Here is a 16,956-nt window from a genome sequence, read left to right as displayed (position 1 = left end):
AAAGGAGATGATGACTTTTAACTTTTTGAGCGATTAAAGGAAAGAACAGTCATCATAAAATAGAAAAAGCCAGCTATCGATATGATAGCTGGCTTCTAATTCTAGGGGGCGACCTAGTTACCAAAGAGCTTTTTCAATGCATCCTTTGGCTTCTCGATGACTTCTTCAACCCCACCAGCATCACCATCGCCAAGAGGAAGCTTTGCACCTCCTTCGCCACCTGCAACGCCTTCAATAAGAGCTGACGGATCTTTCAGCTGATCAGTTAGCGCACCCGCAAGATCTGGTGCTATCTTAGGATCGCTCCAAGATCCGGTAATCATTAAAGGCACAGCAATACCTTTGGCACCGGTATCACCGCCCTGCCCTTCGAGATCACCAACGAGTTTAGGCTCGACACGATAATTCAGGGTCTTGGGTGGCATCGGCACAGTACCTTTACCAGAAAGCCTGAACAAAGGCGCAATCATGCTTAAATCCTGATTGCTGACGACACCTTGCTGAATTGTGTAAGTACCAGATAGTTCTGCAAAATCAGTTGATTGTGCATCATCAAAAGAGTTCTGTAAGGCATCCAATGACACATTACGAATTAGCCCAGGAATGTTGACCCCCTTAACCGCGCCATCTTGGAATATAAAGTCTCCGGTTCCGTTGAGATTAGATACCATTGCCTTCTGAGAAGCACCCTGTGTTGTCAGGCTTGCTTTGGAACTAAGGGTCCCCAGAAGCTTTTCAAAATCAGCACTATCTGAAAGCAGTGGTTCAGCCTGAACAGCAGATAAATCAAAATTGATTGCAGTTGTCGGGGTCGCCTTAGAGCTATCCAGAACAACTTTACCACGCGCTTGCCCGTCATATAGTGCGAGCTGTTTCAGATCTGCGGTTAACTTACCGCCCTGAAGTAAAATAGCAAGTTCACTGACACCGATTGTGATCTTGCGAATTTGTACACCCTCGGATTTAAGAGCAAGATCTGCATTCACAGCCTTCAAACCTGAAAAATCCATCGGCGTGTCATCCCATCCCTGATCAGCGCCGGAACTTGGTGTTGTCGAAGCACTACCCGTAGAGCTTTCAGTAGATACATCATTCGCAGCAGCATTTTCAGGAGGAAGATAAGGTGTAATATCGAGAACACCAGTAGAAAGAGCTGCGACGATATTTGGCACCGAACCAGAACTATCAATCTTCAAGGCTCCCTGAGCGGTTAAAGCATCAAAGGCAAGTGAGACATCATCAAACGCAACCACAGGACCATTCAGATCAAGTTGCCCCTTTACAGACAGTTGACCAAAAGTTTCCTCATTTTGACTTTCAATCGGCGCACCAACCCAGTTGGTTAGATTCTTCACCGATGGCACATCAAGATCAAGAGCACCAGCAAGCGCAAAAGCAGTAGCCTGTTGAGCGGTTCCATTGAAACTAAAGTTTACTGGTGATGACGTAACAGATGCCTCAAGCGCTGTACTGCCGCCGTTCATCAAACTTTCCAGGTTTGCAACATCAGCTTTCAGGTTAATCGTCTCAGCTTTCCAGTCCAATCGACCGTCAAGAGACAGCGGTTTATTTAGTGCCTCGAGTGACACCTCAAGGTTAAGCGCTTCGATATCTTCTTTCGTGCCAGATGCAAGATCAGTGAAGTGCAATTCACCGTCCTGAATACGAACATCACCTAAAGACAGACCACTAAGGCCAGAACCGCTTTCCCCGCCTGAACTATCAGAACTGTCAGTCGCTGTGGCATCAGTTGAGGATGTTTGCGCACCTTCTAGTTCCCAGTTCGGTTTGCCAGTTTTATCAACTTCAAGATTAATCACTGGTTTGATAAGAACAAAGCGATCAATCACAACCTGACTTGATAGCAATGGCATAACCTGTAGTTCAAGCGCCATCTGCTCAAGGGTTACCATATCTTTGCTTTGCCCCTGTTCATAGTTTGCCAAAGCAACGTCATTAACTTCGACAGCAACAGTCGGGAAAAGGCTAAGAGAGATTTCCCCTCCAATTTTCAAATCGCGTCCTGTCGCTTCTTTTGCTTTTGCTGCGATTTCAGGCTTGTAATCTTCAAGAGAAATAAAGAAGGGAGCAATCAATAGAACAGCAATGACCAATAAAATTAAGCCGCCGATTGATAAGAGTATTTTTTTCATTTTAGTCTCCATTACACGATTTGGTGAAAATCATGCAAATGACACGGTTTATTGAAGGGTATAGACGAATATAACAATAAGGCGGTACCCGCATTAAGCCAGTACCGCCTTTTGATTCTGGCACTTATCAGCCAGACATGTGAATTACTTCACAAGTGTCACGATAACACGACGGTTTCTGAATTCAGAAATACCATCACCTGTATCAACAGCCGGAGCATTCTCACCCACGCCCTGACTTTGAACGATAGAAGCAGCAACGCCGTGACTTTCTAGCGCACTTACAACTGCAGCAGCACGTCTGTTTGCCAAGTTCTGGTTATATTCGGAAGAACCAGCAGTGTCTGTATGGCCAGCAACAATCACTTTTGAAGGTGAATGCTTTTTCACAGCAGCCACGATAACAGAAACCTCTGCCTGTGCATCAACAGTCAGCACGTCTGAATCAAAATCAAAGTAAATTGCATATGGTTCAGGCGCAGCAGCGGGAGCAGGTGCCGGAGCAGGCGCTTTTGGCTTTGGAGCCATGGCGGCATCAACTTTAGCCATTGCAGCCAGGAAACCATCACGACAAGCGGCAATGTGATCAGGTTGAATGTTCTCTTCCTGCTCTTGGATCCAGCAATCAAACATTACCTGTGCACTCGCAGCAGATGTTGGCGCAACATTAGCGGCACCATTTGCCAAGGCAGATGCCAAACGATCATGTGCGGAAGAAAGATCATCGACAAACTCAGCATCCAGATCCCAATTTGCGACCTCTTCAGGAGCAACAGCCTTACCATCAGCAGCTGCCAATGCTTTGTCTGCGAACAGATTAGAATCAGCCCAATCCTGCTCACCTTTCTCATCACCTGAAAGGCCGACGTAACCTTTGTAAAGCTCTCTTGTAAACGAAGAGCCTGAAGGTTCTGCATCGCTGGCCATTTGATAACGATCAGCACAAGCAGACAAAGTTACAGCCGCAACACCGGCCACCAAAGCAAATTTTAAACCCCGCATGATATTCTCCCTTGAAGGTTTAGATATTCATTAAAAACGAGACAAACTAAATATTGAAACAGATACTAAATTATTCAGTGCCATTCACACTTAACTGTACGGTCTTTGCACAAACAAGAATGAACAGATTACCGTTCATCGTCTGAGATTACCAGAGACCACATTCCCAGCCTCTTTATTGACACAAAGAAAATAACACAAAATCAGATAGATACCAAAAGGAATCAATACTTGTTGTCGTCGAAGTTTCTCCTAATATCAGGTTGACACTAGAGTGGAACAAACAAAACATCAACCTAGAGTAATTAAAAACATTGTTTGTTTAACGTCTTGTTAAGAAGAATACAGATCTAAATTCAAAACACATCTTGGTAAAATTACTTACCACTAGAACATTGTTTTCATTAGACCTTTAAGATTGATCCAAGCTTATAAAATACACGATGACCTGAAACACAAGGTTTCCGTGCTCATCTGTACATTCACCATCTAATACTCTGAATAAAACGAATGCCCTGAATAAAATCTTGAAAATAAAATCCAAAAACAGAGAACAGGTAAGGTCATTCAGCCAAACTAAACCACCGGAAGATAAAGATAACAACAAAAACAATCAAATATGATACTATCATTAAAAAATTCAGGAGATAGACAAATGGAAACCCCTGAAATAGCGGACACCAACCCATCTATTGTCCAGCTTGAAGAAGGGAAAACTTATTTTTGGTGTGCATGCGGCCGCTCTAAGAAACAACCCTTTTGTGATGGCAGCCACAGGGGTACGAGTTTTCAACCCATATCCTTTACGGCTGAAAAAACGAAGAAGTACTTTCTATGTCAATGCAAGCACAGCTCTAACAAACCGTTTTGTGACGGCAATCACAAGCACCTGCTTTGATCTCAAATATTAATTTTGGATCAGCTAATTACAAATTATTATAGGCAATAGCTCTGATACCTCTGCCAGTCAGCCTTTTCAATACCGGCCACAAGCTGATCCTGGGTAAGTAATCCAGACTGTGTATCCATAACAGAAACCACGGAAGCTGAATTAATTGACGCTGCTTTCAGTGCCAGCTCTTCGCCTTTACCAAGGCCGATAAACGAAGCAAAAGTTGATGCAAAAGAGTCCCCTGCACCGGCAGTCCCCATTACTTTGGCTTTTTGTGCCGGGCAAAAAATAATCTGCGCATTTGTGCCGAGATAAGCCCCTTCCTTACCGTTGGTAACCAATAGGCGTTCTGGCCCAAGACGATTTATTATCTGGGTGAATTCACGCAATCCCATCATAGTGCCAGAAACCCCCACCCCTTTTTTCAGCAATTCAGGAAGCTTGGCATCATCTGAATAAGCACATGGATGGACCGCATCAATTTCTGACTTTGCCGAGACGAAAGGCACTAGTTGCCCTGCCTCAACCTCATTCATCACCAGAACGTCAATGTATTGAAGAGAGTTCCAGAATGATTGGGTACGCGAGGAAAGTTGTCGAATTCCGGGGTTCGCAACGACAAGGCTTCCCGCAGCTTTAGCAAGCTTTACAATATTAGGAAAGCAATCAGCAGATGCCCCACTCAACCCCGTCACATAGGTAAGTTCAACGCCTTTGAACATTTCCGGCTTGATCTCATCCGGTGTCAGAAGCGTATTCGCCCCGCGAGCGACAAAGATTGTCGGGTTTCTGACATGCGACGACACCATTACGGCACAGCCCGTTGGTAAATCAGCGTTTGATAAAACCCATTGACGACCAATAGACTTTTCTTCCAAACGCTTCAAAACCATCTGGCCTTCGATATCATCAGCCAATTTCACAACACAGGAAACATCTATGCCCAATTGAGCCATAGAAACAGAAGCATTGATGGCACCGCCACCAGTGTGGGTTTCAATGTTCTCAGCGTCCACTTTTTTACCTTCTTCCAAAAGAAGAAAGTTCGTGATCGCATTATGCATTGTCATACGTTCGATCTCATCGTCAGATACTGACGCGATAATATCGACAGTAGCCCCACCCAGTGTCAGCGCCTTCATCATACAGTCCTATCTAATTAACCTTGTGCCACTGACTTTCCAACAGAGCCCAGTACAGTAAAGATTTCATCTAACTTGGTACCAAGACCTTGCTCTGCCTGACGCACCCATTTACGAGGGTCATATTTGCTCTTCAGGGGTTTACCCGTTTCCGGATCAATCTGAGCAACAAATGCATTCTGGTTCGCATTTACGTAAGCACCGACTGGTTCCGAGTAAGCATATTGCAGATCAGTATCGACGTTCATTTTAAAGACACCATATGAAACAGCTTCTTTAATATCAGCTTCGGAAGAGCCCGATCCGCCGTGGAAAACTAGATCCAACGAATTCTCTTCCAAGCCATAACGTTCTGTCATAAGTGCTTGGGAGTCCTTAAGGATCACCGGACGAAGCTTGACATTACCGGGCTTATATACCCCGTGCACATTACCAAAAGATGCCGCAACCGAAAAATCGCCAAGCGGGTTCAGCTGCTCATAGGCATAGGCCACGTCTTCTGGCTGTGTATAGAGTTTGGGGTTATCCGCACCAGTGTGCTCGGACCCAACGCCGTCTTCTTCGCCGCCAGTAACACCCAGCTCGATTTCCAGGCTCATATCAAGTGGCGCCATTTTCTTCAGATAGTCAGCGCAGGTGCCAACATTATCTTCCAGAGACTCTTCGGAAAGATCAATCATATGAGACGTGTAGAGTGGCTTTCCGTTCTTTTCACGGAACTTTGCACCCTCTGCCAACAGACCATCAATCCATGGCAAAAGACCGCGATTGGCATGATCCGTATGCAGTACAACACAAATACCATAACCTTCTGCCAACAGATGAACGTGCTGGGCCAGAGAAACCGCACCCAGTACTTTGCCCTGCAGGCTATCCGGGTACGCCGCACCGGCATAGAAACCTGCTCCACCGTTTGAGACCTGAATGATAACATCTGATTTGTTACGCGCAGCTGCCTCCAAAACGGCATTTACTGTACTGCTGCTGGTCACGTTAACAGCTGGTAGTGCATAGTTCCCGGCCTTACAAGCCTTTACAAGTTTCTCATAGTCCTTACCGGTAACAACACCCGGGCGAAGTTTTTCAGACACCGCCGATCCTCCCTGTTATCTATATGACAAAACGCATCTTAGCGTTTCAAATGTACAACCTGACCACTTCGAACCGATTCATCCGCAGCCAAAACAATTTTCATACTGTTCACAGCATCCTGCATGTGAGATGTCAAATCTAAATCGTCTATAATGGCTTTTAACAGGAACTCCTGTTCTCTTTGACAGAGAGCATCGTGACCAGGCTCATCATCCATTCGGATTAAATTATCTTTATGTGCGAATGACTTATCGTTATTGAGTTTCGATGAATGACACAATAGTGCCGACGTTTTGGTATGTGCATCAATATCGTCAGATTCCATTGCCTTGTCTTCTGCCCGGTTTTGATCTTCGGCAACAATTGACACACAGCCCTTTGGCCCAATGACATCTTTAACAAAGAATGCCGTCTCACTCATCATTGGCCCCCAACCTGCTTCATACCAGCCCACAGATCCATCATCATATGTAACCTGGAGCTGACCATAGTTATACATGTCAGGATCAATTTCATCACTTAACCGAACACCGATCGCATGTACCTTTACAGGTTGCGCCTGTGTCATCAGACACATCATATCAACATAATGAACACCGCAATCAACGATCGGTGATATGCTTTTCATAAGCTGCTTATGTACCTGCCAAGTGTCGCCACTACTTTGCTGGTTAAGGTTCATCCGCATCACAAGCGGTTTTCCCAATTTTTGCGCCTGAGAAACAAATTCCTGCCACGAAGGATGATGGCGCAGAATATAACCAATAACGAGTTTAAGGCTCCTTTTTTGTGCAGCTTTGATGACACGTTCAGCCCCCGCGACGCTATCCGCAATCGGCTTTTCCAGAAAAACGTGTGCTCCGGCCTCAAAAGCTTTTAAAGCATAGGATTCATGTGTATCCGGCCAGGTATTGATAGAAACAACATCTGGCTTTAAAAGATCGAGAGCTTCATCATAATCGGAAAATCGGTCATAGCCGGAAATTTCAGCGGGTAAAGATGTCTCGTCATTCAGGCTTCTGCTACAAAGTCCAACAATTTCAAACCCTTCCAGATGATGATAGGCTTTGGCGTGGGATTGCCCCATATTTCCCAAGCCAACAACAAGAACCCTCTGCTTACCCATTGTTAATTTCCTCTTTGGATATCCTCAGATATCTAGTCCATCCATTCCCGTGTCGCGCCCATCAATCCAGGTATCAAGAACAAGACCAGCATCATCCAACAAAACCATAGATGCTCTATATCCCTTTTCAATACGTCCGAGTTCATTCCCCAAACCAAGGAATTCAGCCGGATATAACGACGCCATTCGCAGAGCTTCATCATGGGAAAGGCTTAACAACTCAACACTATTACGCACTGCTGTAGCCATATCCAGATGTGCACCTGCCAAAACACCTTCGGCCGTAGTACAACGCCCCTCGCGGCTGTAGATTTTTTGCCCGTAAAGTTCAAAAAAATCCTGATCGCTCCCCACCGTGGCCATAGCATCAGTCACCAACATCATCTTACCGCGTTTCTTTGCCTTGATCGCACTTCGTAATGTTGCGGGATGAACATGATATCCATCAACAATCAAACCACACCAGCTGTCATCATTATCCAGTGCGGCACCAACTGCCCCTGGTTCACGACTTTCCATCGGTGTCATGGCATTAAATAGATGCGTAAAGCAGCTAAGGCCTTCGGAAAAGGCAGCCTGATAATCATCATAAACACCGGCGGTGTGTCCGGCAGCGACCAAGACCCCACGCTCAACAAGCTGTCGAATAATTCCCGATGTATTTTTTTCAGGGGCAAGTGTGACCAACGTCTTACCCGCAGTAAGACGAGACAAAAGATCTAAGGCATCTGTTTCCATAGACCTGATCTTATCTTCCTGATGCACCCCTTTTCGCACCCGATTAAGATAAGGCCCCTCTAAATGAATACCAAGAATACCCGGTTCATTATTATCAAGAGCTTCCTGCATCGCAGTAACAGCAGCTTCCATCACAGGCCGATCATCGGTAATCAAGGTTGGCAACATCCCCGTTGTACCATAACGACGATGTGCCTGTGCAATAGATCTTAGCCCGGCGAGTGATGTATCCTGATTAAACATAACACCGCCGCCACCATTGACCTGTACATCAATGAATCCGGGAACCAACTTTTCGCCGTTTAAATTTCTGACGCAATCCACATCATCAGGAATGTCGATGGACGTTCCGACAGCCTCGATAATCCTGCCATTGATAATGACTGTTGCTGCTTCTAACCACTCTTCCCCGGTGAAAACATGTGTATTGGTCAAAGCAGTTTTCATCAAACTGTCTCCGTTACTTTTTTCAAATGACGGGGATTATCAGGGTCAAGGCCACGCATCTGGGTGATTTTCTCTGCCATGATATAAAAGCTCTGAATCATCACGGGCAACTGGCAAAAGGGATGAATATTGCTTTCAATTGGCAAGATCCCTTTGCTCAAAAGGCCTTCCTGCACAGTAAAAACCGCCCCACCCTTTTCGCGAAAATTCTCTGCAAGCTCTCCGACTGAATCCCAGGATTGATCCCTTTGTCTGAAAAGAAGTACGGGGTAGCCATCGGCCACCAGAGACATAGGACCGTGCTTTACTTCTGCGGCACTGAAAGCTTCCGCATGAATATAAGATGTTTCCTTAAATTTGAGCGCAGATTCCAGGGCAATACCAAAACCTGGCCCCCGTCCGACAGTGAACAGGTTGGACGATGCCGCCAACAACTCAACGGGCTCAGACCAATCCGCAGACAAACCCCGATCCAGTTGATCCGGAAGCTTTTCCAAAGCTGGCAACAAACCGCTATCAAAATTCCAGATTGCACTCAGTTGAAGCAAGGCTGTCAAAGATGCGATATAACTTTTTGTTGCCGCAACAGAGTTTTCAGGACCGGCATGAAGCGGCAGAAAACAATCTGCCAAAGCCACAAGCGGTGATGTCGCATCATTACAGATACAAAGAATAAAAGCGCCCTGGTCTTTTGCCTGTTGCGTTGCCTGTACCAAATCGGGGCTCCGCCCAGATTGAGACACAGCAATGAACAAACTGTCTTGCAGCTTTAACACCCCGCCATAAAGCGTAGAGACGGACGGCGCGAAAGAAACCACGGGAAGGCCAGTACCAATTTCCAATACATACTTTGCAAAGGCACAGGCATGATCAGAACTACCCCGCGCACAGGTCGCTATAAAACGAAATTTCTTTTCACGTATCCGTCTGGACAGATCCTCTAGAACGTCTCTGTTTGCTCGGAGTTGTCTTGAAATAACAGCCGGTGTTTCGACTGTTTCTTTTGCCATCAGGCTTATTTTATTCGTCATTCTTCATTTCATTCGTATTAATCACGACTATCCAAATAGAGTTCAGCGATGAAATCATAACTGTCTCCACGATAATGAGATCTGGTAAATTCAATAGGACGCATATCGGGCAGGAAAGAACGTCTTTCGATATAAAGAGTTGGACCACCAACAGATACACCCAACAGATCAGCTTGGGTCGGTTGCAACAATTCAGCCCTTAACCTTTGCAGAGCCCTCAAAGGACGCAACCCGGATTTATCAAGAACTTTGTATAGAGAATCTTCAACTGCCAAAGGGTCCGGCAAGAATTCCTGAGGAACAGTTGCAAGTTCGATTGCTAACGCCTTACCGTCTGCGCAACGTATTCGGTGCAGCCGTGAGACACCCACACCTGGTGAAAGATTAAGCGCCATAGCTTCTTCCGGTGTCGCAAGTCCAGTTGCGCGTTCAACCCAAACCACAGACGGCTGCATTCCCCGGGCTGTAATATCTTCGGTAAAGCTGGTTAATTTAGAAAGTGGTTGTTCCATTCGCGAAGCAACAAACGTTCCTGCCCCATGACGTTGCACAAGCAAACCATCGCGTACCAGCCCTTGTACTGCCTTACGGACTGTCACGCGTGACACCTCCAATTCAGAAGCTATGTCACGCTCGCTGGGCAATGCATCCTCCACCTTAAAAGCACCGCTTTCAATCGCTTGCCTGATCAGAGTTTGCAATTGTTTATAGAGTGGTGTCGGGTTACCACCATCCAGTCGGGATTTTACTTTCAGGGCGCGGAAGGTACTTACTTTCATTTTAAAGCCCCCTGATCTTCAGACGTCTTCTTTCGTACCATTCTGATGGCACCGTCCATCGCATCACCGCACGGTTCTCTTAGAATTTTTAGATATTCTTTCGGTAATCTTGGGGCGATACGCTTTGACACGCCCCCCATAAGACAAACAGCCTTAACACCCTTGTCAACCAAGGCCTGTATCATGCACCCTGCTTCATGCACGGACTTGGCGACGATCCGCCCCGCGAGTTCATCACCATCGTCAGCATGATCGAAAATAAGCGGCGCAAAAGAACCATAATGATGGGGTTCTGCTTCTTCAGCCCATTTAACCATTACCTGACGATCATTTTTAAAATGCGCCATGATTGCCTTTGTCATAGGTGTTTCCGGACGACACCCTTCAGCAGCAAAAAGAGAACTGCGAACTGCTGTTAACCCCAGAACAGCCCCACTGGCGTGATCCGAGATCTCAAATCCCCAACCGCCAACATTGATAACATCATTGTTAACAATACCCAGCCCGCATGACCCTGTCCCCAAGATAAGAATACCCCCATCTTCGCCGGCATGAGCCCCCAGACACGCCGTATAGGCATCAGTAGCTCCGCAAACGGATGCAAAAGAATGCGGGAAAGAAAGCATTGCCTGAAGCTCACTTTCCAATCCCAGACCAGCAAGCCCCAATCCTACATGAAGGGAAGCAAAATCTTCTCGCCCGCGTCCCGATTGATGAAGCGCTTCAAGACAGGCCTTTTCAATTTCATAGTAAACCCGAACAGCCCCAAGCCTTGAATTTGATGGTCCGGCAAAACCCTCGCCAAGTACGTTACGATTCGCATCCTCAACTCGAACGCGACAACTCGTTCCGCCACCATCAACACCTGCATAGAGCATCTCGTTTGCCACTTACCACTCCAGAACCAATAAAAGACCAATACACAAAACCAATTAAATACCAATTTAAGTTATTTCAGAGGAAAGGTAAATTCAAAAGATTTTGTTTTTTTGAAAAATATTAATTGAATCACAATTCATCGTTTATTTACAACCAATTACAAAGAATTGAAAATAAATATTTTATTAATAAATTGATTAACAAGTTATAAAAATAGAAAAAATTGATTTCAAATTGGTTTCTTTTTGGTATTATCTAATAAATTATTACAAATTGATGGATCAAAAAGCTTGTCAAAAGAGTTGCAGGGCACAGAAAAGCATAGCCCCCGTTATCATAGTCTAGATACCTGGCCTGCCGAGGAAATTCTTGAGGCGTTATGGGCTTCTCAACTGCGCGCTATTTCCTGCATACAACATGTAGTTTCTGAAATTTCAGAAAGTGCAGAGGCAATTGCCGACCGCCTGTCGAATGGCGGGCGTCTCTTTTACATTGGCGCAGGATCTTCCGGACACCTTGCCATTCAAGATTGTGTCGAACTTAATCCTACCTATGGCTGGCCGTTAGATAAACTGGTTCCATTGATCGCAGGAGGCAAAGACGCCCTTCTTGCGCCAATGGGTGGCGCAGAAGATGATGAAGAAATTGCCATCGATGCCCTTAAAAAACATCAAATAAATGCACATGATGTAATCGTCGCTGTCGCGGCAAGTGGATCGACGCCCTACACCCTGGCAGCTGTCAAACACGCCCGCTCGAAAAACTCTCTGGTCGTCAGCATTGCCAACAACAAGCATGCACCAACCTTTGATTATGCTGATCATTCTATCTTTCTGGATAGTGGCAGCGAAGTCATCGCAGGATCAACGAGAATGGCAGCAGGAACATCACAAAAGGCTGCGCTGAACATGTTATCAACCCTGACGATGACAAAGCTTGGCCATGTACACGACGGTTTGATGGTTTCTATGATCATCAACAACGAAAAATTGGAAAGACGCGGTGCGGCTATTGTCCAAGAAATTTCAGGAACGGACAAGGAAACAGCAAAAAGATGCCTGAAAACTGCAGACAGAGATATAAAGCTAGCTGTCCTATTGGCAATGAAATATCCCAAAGCTGATGCAGAAAAAGCCCTCGCCGATAATCGGGGGCATTTGCGTCAAGCAATGCAACAACTGAAGTAACCTAATTAATAAGTTTAACAAAAACCGGGAAAAACCCGGACACTTTTTTAACTCGGAGGATAAGATGAAAAAAAGTAATTTAACACTCGGCACAAGTGTTGCTGCAATTGCTTTGGCAGCTGCATCACTAACGCCAACAGTATCAGCCTTTGCAGATGAACTGGTTATAGAAAGCTGGCGTACGGATGATTTGGAAATTTGGGAAAGCCAAATCATTCCAGCATTCAACAAATCACACCCAGACATCAAAGTTCGTTTTGCACCATCTCCACCAACAGAATACAACGCCAACATGAACGCCAAGCTAACCGCTGGCACAGCTGGTGACCTCATTACCTGTAAGCCTTTTGACGCCTCTCTTGATCTTTACAACAAAGGCCATTTGACAAAAGTTGATGACCTTCCGGGTATGGAGAACTTCTCAAGCGTTGCCAAATCAGCGTGGCAAACAGATGACGGCTCCACAACATTCTGTCTGCCAATGGCATCTGTGATCCACGGCTTCATTTATAACAAAGAAGCCTTTAAAGAACTGGGTCTGGAAATTCCAAAAACCATTCCTGAATTCATGGCAACGCTGGAAAAGATCAAGGAAGACGGCACCTATATCCCGATGTCAATGGGAACTGCCGATCAATGGGAAGCAGCAACCATGGGCTTCCAGAATGTTGGTCCAAACTTCTGGGCTGGTGAAAAAGGCCGTAAGGGTCTGATCGACGGTACAGAAAAACTGACTGATCCTCAGTATGTAAAAGTATATGAGCATCTAGCTGAATGGGGACCCTATCTGGGCAAAGGCTACAAAGGCCAGTCTTATCCAGATAGCCAAAACCTCTTTAGCTTGGGTCGCGCAGCGATCTACCCGGCTGGATCATGGGATATCTCAACCTTTAATGGCCAGGCTGATTTTGAATTTGGTGCCTTCCCGCCACCCGTTCCGGCTGGACAGGAAACCTGCTATATTTCAGATCACACAGACATTGGCCTTGGCATCAATGCTGCCTCCAAGAATGTAGAAGCAGCCGAAACCTTCCTTAGCTGGATGGCATCTGCTGAAGCTGGTTCCATTTTCTCTAATGCCCTGCCAGGCTTCTATGCCCTGTCAAAGCACGAGCTAACTATTAGCGATCCTGTTGCGCAGGAATTCGTGAGCTGGCGCGGTAAATGTGAATCTTCTATCCGTAACTCCTACCAGATCCTTTCACGTGGCACACCAAACCTTGAAAACGATCTTTGGAATACATCGGTTGGCGTTATCAACGGCACCATGACAGCAGAAGAAGCCGCCAAGAAGGCACAGGACGGACTTGCTAGCTGGTATAAACCACAGCAATAAAAGTCTGGTATAATAAAACGCCGGTACCCGATCGGTACCGGCGTTTTGCATATAAATTACGTCCCAATCGAAGTGAGTACAAATCCATATGGCCTTAAAAAACCAAAGGGGATCGTTCTTTCGAACACATGTCTTAGTGTTCCTTTTGCCTGCGGCCCTGATCTATACTCTGTTTATGATCATCCCCTTGATCGATACAGTCAGATACAGCTTTTACGATGAAACAGCCGAAGGCATTACATCCTTTGTCGGTTGGGATAACTATGTTCTCATTCTCACCGATGAACGGTGGTGGACAGACTTCAGGAATGCACTAGAGAACAACTTTATCTTCTTTATCATTCACATGTTTGTTCAAAACCCGATCGGTCTATTACTTGCGGCTTTATTGAGTTTGCCCAGATTAAAGATGGCGAACAGCTATCGCACCCTGATCTTCATGCCGACCATGCTATCGGTTGTCATCATTGGCTTTATCTGGAAACTGATCCTCAGCCCGCTTTGGGGGGTAGGCGATACACTTGTTGGTTTTGTCGGTATGACTGACGGACTACCTGCCCTGCTTGGCGAAGAGTCCACCGCTCTTATCACCCTGTCCTTTATTTCCGTATGGCAATTTGTCGGTATTCCTATGATGTTGATCTATGCCGCACTGCTCAATGTCCCAGATGATCTTGTCGACGCAGCCATTGTTGATGGCGCGAACCAGTGGACGGCTTTCTGGCGCATCAAATTACCCTTGATTTTACCAACAATTGCAATGGTTTCAGTTCTGACTTTCGTGGCTAACTTTAACGCTTTTGATCTCATTTATGCCGTCAAGGGCGCGCTTGCAGGTCCAAATTTCGAAACCGATATTATGGGCACAATGTTCTACCGCACCTTCTTTGGTTATCAGCTACAACCCGGCAGCGCCACATTGGGCGCGACTGTTGCCAGCTTAATGTTCCTGGTCATCCTTTGCGGTGTCATGCTCTATCTTTTTGTTATCCAGCGTCGCTTGCAGCGCTATCAACTCTAGGAGGACGGACAGATGAAACTTTCAAAACGCGTTGGCCCGTTAGGCGTTCATGCCGTCCTTATGTGCTACACCCTTATTGCGTTGTTCCCGATTTACCTCGTGATCATGAATTCCTTTAAAAGCAAAAAAGGAATTTTCAGAGATCCACTCGCCTTTCCAACAGGTACGACTTTTGACCTTGTCGGTTTTGAGAAGGTTATCGCCCGATCATCATTCGACATCTACTTCACTAACTCGATATCCGTGACAGTCATCAGTCTGGTTTTTGTCTTGCTGCTAGGTGCAATGGCCGCATGGGCCTTGGCTGAATACGATTTTCCCGGCAGCAACATGATGGCACTTTACCTTGCTATCGGCATCATGATCCCCATTCGTCTGGGCAGCGTTAGCCTGTTGAAGATGATTGTCGGCATGGGGCTGGTGAACACCCTTACGGCACTTGTCCTTGTCTATACGGCCCAGGGCTTACCTCTGGCGATATTCATACTCAGGGAATTCATCGCGCAAATCCCCAATGATCTGAAAGAAGCCGCCCGGTGTGATGGTGTTTCCGAGTACAGAATTTTCTGGTCAATTATATTGCCCCTCATTCGCCCGGCACTGGCAACGGTTGCGGTCTTTACCATGATACCAATCTGGAATGATCTCTGGTTCCCGCTTATCCTTGCCCCAAGCCAGGAAACGGCAACCGTGACGCTCGGTATCCAGCAGTTTATCGGACAGTATGTTACCGACTGGAATGCGGTCTTGGCATCACTGACCTTGGCGATTGTCCCCATCCTGATCCTTTACGTGATCTTCTCTCGACAGTTGATACGTGGATTGACATCAGGGGCTGTCAAATGACCCGGGACAAGGCAAAAACAAAAAACTTTATAATACTCATGACGACATGCACAGCTGTGCATCAGGAGAGGTAGATTCATGGCTGATATCAAACTTTCAGGTATCAAGAAATCCTATGGCAAAGCTGAAGTACTGCACGGAATAGATATCGACATCAAAGATGGTGAGTTCGTGGTCTTTGTCGGCCCGTCCGGCTGTGGAAAATCGACACTCCTTCGGCTCATCGCAGGTTTGGAAACCATTACCGATGGCAAGCTTGAGATTGCCGGGGAAACAGTCAACGACATGACACCTTCTCAGCGCAAGATCGCCATGGTTTTTCAGTCCTATGCGCTTTACCCGCATATGACTGTATACAAGAACATGGCTTTTGGTTTGACCCTTGGCAAAAAGGGGCTATTTGGCGGCGGTGAAAACAAAAAGCTGATTGATGAAAAAGTCCGGAAGGCAGCAAAGAGCCTTAAACTTGAAGATTATCTGCACAGATATCCGCGCGAACTTTCCGGTGGACAACGCCAGCGAGTTGCCATTGGTCGTGCAATTGTTCGTGATCCCAATGTTTTCCTCTTTGACGAACCGCTAAGTAACCTTGACGCAGCATTGCGCGTAAACACCAGACTGGAAATCGCCAAACTGCACCAGGACCTGGAAGCAACAATTATTTACGTTACTCACGATCAGGTTGAGGCCATGACACTGGCCGACAAAATCGTTGTCGTAAACGGCGGCCATGTGGCTCAATGCGGTTCGCCACTTGAACTTTATCATCACCCAGCCAATAAGTTTGTCGCAGGTTTTATCGGCTCGCCCTCTATGAACTTCCTCGAAGGTACAGTCACTGCCGTACATGCCGGAAGTCTTGATGTACTGCTCGATTATGACAACAGCACCGCCAGCATTCCGGTTCACCCCGATGAAGCAAAGCTTGGTGATAAAGTCACGATTGGTATCCGTCCTGAACATATGAAAGAAGGCAATGACCAGGACTTCAAACTCTCGGCCAAAGTAAATGTCGTCGAACGACTTGGGGAAGCCAGCTATCTTTACCTTGAAAACGGAGAGAACGACCCACTTTGCGTCAAAACGGACGGACACAGCACAACAAAAGCAGGCGACAAAGTCGAACTCTGTGCTGATTTTTCTGCCGTTCACGTTTTTAATGCCGAGGGCAATGCTTTGGCCCGAACAACGAGTGATGAAAAGTATATCGCACCCAAACTTAGCGCATAAGCACACAACCTAAAAACGCAATTTATTTTCGGCCCTAAAACTCATACGAGTTTTA

The 16,956-nt window shown here is 46.2% G+C and carries 15 protein-coding genes; 6 read left to right on the top strand and 9 right to left on the bottom strand.

Annotated features, from left to right (window positions below; all coding sequences use genetic code 11):
* Nucleotides 1–113: 113 nt before the first annotated feature.
* On the bottom strand, nt 114–2,153 hold the full coding sequence (locus WH95_RS06960) for an AsmA family protein (RefSeq protein WP_052741850.1): 2,040 nt from the start codon (nt 2,151–2,153) through the stop codon (nt 114–116).
* Nucleotides 2,154–2,297: 144 nt separating this feature from the next.
* Nucleotides 2,298–3,155 carry an OmpA family protein gene (locus WH95_RS06955; RefSeq protein ID WP_046504901.1) on the bottom strand — a complete coding sequence of 286 codons (858 nt, stop codon included), beginning with the start codon at nt 3,153–3,155 and terminating at the stop codon, nt 2,298–2,300.
* A 619-nt stretch (nt 3,156–3,774) separates the two neighbouring features.
* Between WH95_RS06955 and WH95_RS06950 the strand changes: the two genes are divergently transcribed.
* Nucleotides 3,775–4,053, top strand: coding sequence for a CDGSH iron-sulfur domain-containing protein (locus WH95_RS06950; protein ID WP_342667120.1), 279 nt, complete (start codon nt 3,775–3,777; stop codon nt 4,051–4,053).
* A gap of 38 nt (nt 4,054–4,091) precedes the next feature.
* Here the strand turns inward: WH95_RS06950 and WH95_RS06945 are convergent, their stop codons facing one another.
* Genes WH95_RS06945 through WH95_RS06915 form a run of 7 tightly spaced genes read right to left on the bottom strand, consistent with a single transcriptional unit; the run spans nt 4,092 to nt 11,292 of the window.
* Complete coding sequence (locus tag WH95_RS06945; RefSeq protein WP_082114025.1) at nt 4,092–5,192, bottom strand: carbohydrate kinase family protein; 1,101 nt, start codon at nt 5,190–5,192, stop codon at nt 4,092–4,094.
* Between the two features lie 14 nt (nt 5,193–5,206).
* Entirely contained in the window at nt 5,207–6,280 is a 1,074-nt protein-coding gene (gene fbaA, locus WH95_RS06940) for a class II fructose-bisphosphate aldolase (protein WP_046504893.1), read from the bottom strand.
* Nucleotides 6,281–6,318: 38 nt separating this feature from the next.
* Nucleotides 6,319–7,407, bottom strand: a complete 1,089-nt coding sequence (locus WH95_RS06935) for a Gfo/Idh/MocA family protein (RefSeq protein WP_046504891.1) — start codon at nt 7,405–7,407, stop codon at nt 6,319–6,321.
* Nucleotides 7,408–7,431: 24 nt separating this feature from the next.
* Nucleotides 7,432–8,592 (bottom strand): N-acetylglucosamine-6-phosphate deacetylase, encoded by a 1,161-nt coding sequence (gene nagA, locus WH95_RS06930; RefSeq protein ID WP_046504890.1) that lies wholly within the window; start codon nt 8,590–8,592, stop codon nt 7,432–7,434.
* Nucleotides 8,592–9,623, bottom strand: a complete 1,032-nt coding sequence (locus WH95_RS06925) for an SIS domain-containing protein (RefSeq protein WP_046504887.1) — start codon at nt 9,621–9,623, stop codon at nt 8,592–8,594. Before WH95_RS06925 ends, nagA begins: the two co-directional genes overlap by 1 nt.
* Before the next feature lie 17 nt (nt 9,624–9,640).
* Complete coding sequence (locus WH95_RS06920) at nt 9,641–10,402, bottom strand: GntR family transcriptional regulator (RefSeq protein WP_046504885.1); 762 nt, start codon at nt 10,400–10,402, stop codon at nt 9,641–9,643.
* On the bottom strand, nt 10,399–11,292 hold the full coding sequence (locus tag WH95_RS06915) for a BadF/BadG/BcrA/BcrD ATPase family protein (protein WP_052741849.1): 894 nt from the start codon (nt 11,290–11,292) through the stop codon (nt 10,399–10,401). Before WH95_RS06915 ends, WH95_RS06920 begins: the two co-directional genes overlap by 4 nt.
* Before the next feature lie 279 nt (nt 11,293–11,571).
* On the opposite strand from WH95_RS06915, the gene WH95_RS06910 reads away from it, so the two are divergent.
* The 5 genes from WH95_RS06910 (at nt 11,572) to WH95_RS06890 (ending at nt 16,901) form a co-directional block, all read left to right on the top strand.
* Nucleotides 11,572–12,468 carry an N-acetylmuramic acid 6-phosphate etherase gene (locus WH95_RS06910; protein ID WP_204247733.1) on the top strand — a complete coding sequence of 299 codons (897 nt, stop codon included), beginning with the start codon at nt 11,572–11,574 and terminating at the stop codon, nt 12,466–12,468.
* Nucleotides 12,469–12,532: 64 nt separating this feature from the next.
* A complete protein-coding gene (locus WH95_RS06905) occupies nt 12,533–13,804 on the top strand; it encodes an ABC transporter substrate-binding protein (protein ID WP_046504883.1) in 1,272 nt (423 codons plus the stop codon).
* Between the two features lie 88 nt (nt 13,805–13,892).
* Nucleotides 13,893–14,825: a carbohydrate ABC transporter permease gene (locus WH95_RS06900; RefSeq protein WP_046504881.1), complete on the top strand. Its 933-nt coding sequence runs from the start codon at nt 13,893–13,895 to the stop codon at nt 14,823–14,825.
* Nucleotides 14,826–14,837: 12 nt separating this feature from the next.
* Nucleotides 14,838–15,671: a carbohydrate ABC transporter permease gene (locus WH95_RS06895; RefSeq protein ID WP_046504878.1), complete on the top strand. Its 834-nt coding sequence runs from the start codon at nt 14,838–14,840 to the stop codon at nt 15,669–15,671.
* A 78-nt stretch (nt 15,672–15,749) separates the two neighbouring features.
* Nucleotides 15,750–16,901, top strand: coding sequence for an ABC transporter ATP-binding protein (locus WH95_RS06890; RefSeq protein ID WP_046504876.1), 1,152 nt, complete (start codon nt 15,750–15,752; stop codon nt 16,899–16,901).
* Nucleotides 16,902–16,956: the final 55 nt, after the last annotated feature.

It is taken from the genome of Kiloniella litopenaei, assembly GCF_000982415.1.
GTDB lineage: Bacteria > Pseudomonadota > Alphaproteobacteria > Kiloniellales > Kiloniellaceae > Kiloniella > Kiloniella litopenaei.
The sequence above is the reverse complement of the archived record's forward strand: the minus strand, read 5'-3'. Positions and strand labels throughout refer to the sequence as shown.